This is a genomic window from Pseudochelatococcus lubricantis (assembly GCF_042432495.1).
Lineage (GTDB): Bacteria > Pseudomonadota > Alphaproteobacteria > Rhizobiales > Beijerinckiaceae > Pseudochelatococcus > Pseudochelatococcus lubricantis.
The window spans coordinates 1-5205 of the sequence record NZ_JBHLXC010000022.1 but is presented as its reverse complement, the minus strand read 5'-3'; the positions used below and the strand labels follow the sequence as shown (position 1 = coordinate 5205).

The following is a 5205-nucleotide window of genomic DNA, read 5'->3' as shown; positions in this document are numbered from 1 at the left end:
TCGTACCTCGGCTTCGTCGCCATCGCCGCTGTCAAACTATGGATGCCCTTTGTCCACGAGCGCTAAGAGCCAGCGCAAGAACGAAGAAAATTGCAATCGCTGCGTTCAACGCAATATTCTGCCTGAAGTATCTCTCTTGTTGCTTCTCCATGATTTCCGCCTGAGCTTCGAGGGCATTCACGAAATGGCGTTTTACGGCCACTTTCACCGCATTCTCGACGGCAATAATCATGGTAGAACCGATTTCATCAAGCGAGTCTGCAACGGGGTGGAGCGGATCTCCAGGACGGATCTGGAGCTCGCGGCGCATCTTTGTGGTAAAGGCGCCCGCCAGTGAGTGCTGATGCCAGGTATCCAGCAACTTCTCCGCAGCCATGTCACGATACCATTTTTCCTGTTCGGACAACTTTTTTGTCATGGTCGGAATTCCTCCGGAAATATTTCTGTGACCAGTCGTAGAAGCGTCCTTGCGCCCTGCTTTTCGAACAGGTTGCCATGCACTTCAAGCTCATCGGGCGGTATCGACAGACGATGAACGTCGACGATGCTCCGCCCAAGCACGGGAAACACAGCGATTTTTGCGCCCTTCTTGAGCGCTTCCCTGAGGACTGGTTCCTCGAGGGCATATTTTGCGTGTCGGCCGCCGCGCTCGTTGACGACGAACAGAACCTGTTCATGGGGGACGCACTCGGCGATGATGACCCCGGCGGTTACAGCATCGCGGCTATCGATGGGAATGATGACCCTGACAAGGGGGAGAAAGTCCGCCCCACGCGTGCCGAGCCAGTTGAGGATCGGGCCCTCGATATTGGCACCGACGTCCATCAGCACGACATCGTAGCTGGCTTCGTCCGGATTGAAGACAACGAGCTCAAGCCACTCCTCGACGTCCTCCGGTGACGCGCCGGGCATGACATGATCGGGATGTGCGTCAAAATATCCAGGAAAATAGCGCGTGAGTGTCGGATTCGCCACGTCGGCATCAAAAATGGCGATATTGCGGTCTTCTTTTCGTGCCTGGCTCGCGTTGAGCATCGCCATCAGACTTTTGCCGCTGCCCCCCTTGCCCAGATAGAGCAGGAATTGCCTCAAAGACATGTCGGTTTCTCCACGTTACTGTATAGATCGTATTGCCGTCTTCCATTGCGACGGCGGTTTGATAACTTCCACACCTCAGCGGGAAGAGATTTTTGTTGCTTGCGGGAACGGCGGCGCTTGACGGGGCGCTCATCGCTGTTTGAGGAGCCACCGCCGCGTCTGCCCGGTTTCGTTTTGTATGGCGACAATAGTGAAAGCAACAGAAATGATTTTCCGCAGCCACCTTTGCCATCTATAAAAAAACGATTACTCATCATGGGAAGCAAACCTTTTCATATGTGATGTTGTGGAGTTGGCTATTTTCTGCTTGGCTTTATCATATGTAGACGTAAGGACGGCGCCTTTATTCTGAGTCGCATGATTGTTACTGGATGGGCCTTGCTTCAGTTTTTCTATGACACGCCGGATGTGATCGTCCGAGACCGAGACGCCACCGGCCCGTAGGGCGTCACCAATCTGTGACCAGGTAGCGCCGCCCGCGCGCAGCTCCTGAATACGCTCTGCGCATGCGCGCAGGGCCGCCGCCTTTGTATCGCGCTGCACGGGAGCGACTGAAGCGAGGGCGCTGTCGATGGCGGATACCATCGTCGGGAGGCTAATGGTGTCGGGTGTCGGTATGTCGTTCATGACTGGCGTGCTCGCAGCAGACGGGCTCGCGCCCCTTGATGGACGCGATAATCGCACGATCGATTAAATAGTCAATAGTATCAGTATGTTACTAGATTGTCCATAATGGTCATCCGTTGTCGTTGCTTGTCGGAAACGGTTCTGGGCGGAGCAAAAAAAATGGAAGGCTCGGGGTCACGGGTCGGATTCCGGCCCATGTCGGCATGAGCGTGCCCTTCCGCCACCGGGATCCGCCGTTCTGACGAATCCCGTGCGAGGCGAAGACGTCATGTCGGTGAATGTGACGGACCGGGGACACAGTATGGTGCGCGCTATCCGCCGTACGGCGGGAGTCGACGCATGGCCGGAGGAGTCAGGCTCGCGGATGTCCTGCGAGAGACTGCGATCCACGAAATCATGCGGGCGACATATGGACAGCACGCCGCAGCCGAACGGATCATGTGGCCACATATCCTCGACGGTGGCACGGCGATCGTGGAGAATCTGAACCGCCGCTGCCCGAGATCGATGCCTTTCGTGTCGTGATCCCAGGCTTCGCGTATGGCTGCGTCCACCCGCGTCGGAAATCGGAAATTGTCGGTCGGACTGCTTCCACTATCGCGGCGCTATCCTGCTGACGTCTACGGGACCATCCATCTGCGCGCCTGGACAATTAATCCAGATCTCGATGGAACGAGCCTTTGCCGCACGCACCGTCACGCCGATCGAATGGGGCGGGACCGCGGGACGAACCCGTATCCTCGACTCCGCTCATGACGACGGGCAGGGCAGCGAACGGGTCCAGGAGCACAAACACGGTGACGAATGCGACAGCAGATGATGAAGGTCAGCCTGACACCAGTCTGCGGGATCCAGCGGGTCGCGTGGCCGGTAGCGGACAAACCGTGCTGTCCTGACCAATCCCGCAGAATCCCATGCGCATCCGTCGTCGCGAGTGCAATGCCCCCGCGCATGACACGGCTGCGGCCATGGGCATGGTGCCGATGCCAAGGGGTAATTCCCCGACAGTTATGGTCAGTTGTTTTCGTCTGAAACGCGAATGAGAAGTTTGCCGAAATTCCTGCCCTCCAGCAGGCCGATGAAGGCCTGCGGTGCATTGGCGAGACCGTCGACGATGTCCTCCCGGTAACGCAACCGCCCGGACGCAATCCAGTCGGCGGCCTCGCGATAAAATTCCGCTCGCCGGTCGGCGAACTCCGTCTGGATGAAGCCGCGGATGTGCAGGCTGCGCGTCAGGATGGCGCGGAACAAACCCGGCAGCCGGTCCGGTCCCTCGATGTCGCCGGGCCTAGCGTTGTAGGAGGCGATCAGGCCGCAGACCGGCACGCGGGCATGGTTGTTGAGCAGCGGAAACACCGCATCCCACACCTTGCCGCCGACATTCTCGAAATAGACGTCGATGCCGTCGGGGCAGGCGGTCGCAAGCTGCCCGGCGAAATCGGAAGCGCGGTGATCGACCACGGCGTCGAAGCCGAGTTCATTGCGGACCCACGCGCATTTTTCCGGACCGCCGGCGATACCCACAGTGCGCGCGCCCCTGATCCGGGCAATCTGTCCCACGACCGATCCGACCGCGCCGCTCGCGGCGGCGACCGCAACCGTCTCGCCGGGCTTCGGCTGGCCGATGATCGAGAGCCCCGCCCAGGCGGTGAAGCCGGGCATGCCGAGGACGCCGAGCGCAGTGCTGACGGGCGCCGCGGCGGGATCCAGCTTCCTCAGCCCCGTGCCGTCGGACAGCGCATAGGTCTGCCAGCCGGAATGCGACAGCACGATATCACCCTCGGCATAGCCCGGATGCCGGGATTGCTCGACGCGCGCGACGGTGCCGCCTTCCATCACCGCGCCGATCTCGACCGGAGCGGCATAGGACTCCGCCGCGCTCATCCGGCCGCGCATATAGGGATCGAGCGACAGATAAAGCACCCTGAGCAGGATCTGACCCTCGGCAGGCTCGGGGATCGGGGCGTCCTCGATCCTGAAATCGCTCGGCCTCGGTGGCCCGTCGGGACGCGCGGCGAGCAGGATGCGGGTGTTGGCGGCCATGGTCATTTCCTTTTGATATTTGGCAACAGCGTTGCGCCCCGGGAATGTATATGGAGGCGGCCGTGGCGCAAACCATGGTCGCACCACTTGCACTGCGGTGAGCGGCGACACGGCGCCGGCGCTTTCGTGATTTCTGCAAGCCATCATACCGGCAGCGTATCGATGGGGGGCGTCGTCATCCGGCGATCTTCCGTGGGCTGTGCGATGGGCGCGATCTCCGGTCGTGGCTTCGGGACGAACCACGCCGGGCCGAACAGGTGGAACAGAGACGGCGCGATCTCCGCCGATAGCCGCGAACGCCTGGTTCCGGCGCCTGTGTGCTTCCCGATGAGAAAAGGGATTGCGCGACATCGCCGGCCCTTTGGCATGCCGCTGAAAGACGGACTCAAGTATGCGGGGCCAGACTTCCGGAGGGTGCGATATGTCCGCTGGCCGATGCCGGGAATGCCGCCGCCGTCCGCGCATCGTCGTGCATATCCTGACGGACCGCTGAAGCGATCGGTTCGACAGCTTCCACCATCGTGGCGATGTCGGCAGACTTCGGCACGACCGCCGACGATAACCGCGAGGCGGCCTGCCGAGGGTGAGGGAAGGGCCCTGCCAAAAGCGCTCCGCACCGGACAGTGGAAGCCGGCCCCGCTCTGCATGGACCCTGCTTTCATCATATGCGCAGATCGCTGCAACCGGGTCGGCATTGTCGACGGGCTCTCGTACGAAAGCCCGGCGACATTCGCAGGCGGGCATGGCGATGCGGATTGCGATCGTCCCGAAGTCGGGACGTCACCTGCGGCAGTGCCTGGTACTCCGTCGCCTTCCGGGCAGTGTCGTCCAGACGTGGCAGGTGTCCGCAAGCGAGCGGTCAGGCGGTCGTCCACCATCGGGGCGATATCGCCCCGACATTGACAGGCGTGCCTGCGACCATCGGACAGACGGGAACAAGACCTCCGCCATATCAGCCACCGGCTTTGATGGCCCGGCAGGTACCGTTTCGAGGAAAGACGCCATGCCCACTGGAAGCGATCTATCGATAAAATCGTAAATATATCAATATCATATGCATAAATCGGAAGCGCCCTGGACGCTGGGCGGGGGGTTTTTATTCAACCCCTGACCAATCCCGACGGCGCGACAATGTCACGCCGTCATGGGGCAAGAAAAAGGAATGCCCAATACCGCAAACGTGGCGCAACCTGCCGGTTGCGCCACGTTTGCTATCTCCATGCCTGCAGGAAATTTTTTATCCCTCCGGGACCCAGCGCGCCGATGCCCTGTCGGGCACCGTCGCACGCCCCATGGCGTGGCTGGGATAGGGAAAGGCGCGTGCCGGCGCGGAAGAAAATGCGGTAATGCCCATCAGCTACGATGATGAGTAAGCGTCCGGTCTGACCGCTATCCGTTCCAACGCCACGGCATCAGGTCATCGACCTTTGTGATTTT

General features: G+C 60.6%; 4 protein-coding genes. All 4 read right to left on the bottom strand.

Annotation, left to right across the window (positions count from 1 at the left end; translation table 11 throughout):
• Positions 1-31 precede the first annotated feature (31 nt).
• The 4 genes from ACFFJ7_RS19200 to curA all read right to left on the bottom strand — a co-directional run bounded on the left by ACFFJ7_RS19200 (position 32) and on the right by curA (position 3774).
• Positions 32-418, bottom strand: coding sequence for a hypothetical protein (locus ACFFJ7_RS19200; protein ID WP_377594541.1), 387 nt, complete (start codon positions 416-418; stop codon positions 32-34).
• On the bottom strand, positions 415-1098 hold the full coding sequence (locus ACFFJ7_RS19195) for a hypothetical protein (protein WP_377594539.1): 684 nt from the start codon (positions 1096-1098) through the stop codon (positions 415-417). Before ACFFJ7_RS19195 ends, ACFFJ7_RS19200 begins: the two co-directional genes overlap by 4 nt.
• Positions 1099-1344: 246 nt before the next feature.
• Positions 1345-1725 carry a hypothetical protein gene (locus tag ACFFJ7_RS19190; protein ID WP_377594537.1) on the bottom strand — a complete coding sequence of 127 codons (381 nt, stop codon included), beginning with the start codon at positions 1723-1725 and terminating at the stop codon, positions 1345-1347.
• Positions 1726-2739: 1014 nt separating this feature from the next.
• The gene (curA, locus tag ACFFJ7_RS19185) at positions 2740-3774 is read right to left on the bottom strand and encodes an NADPH-dependent curcumin/dihydrocurcumin reductase (RefSeq protein WP_377594535.1); all 1035 of its coding nucleotides are present in this window, start codon (positions 3772-3774) and stop codon (positions 2740-2742) included.
• Positions 3775-5205: the final 1431 nt, after the last annotated feature.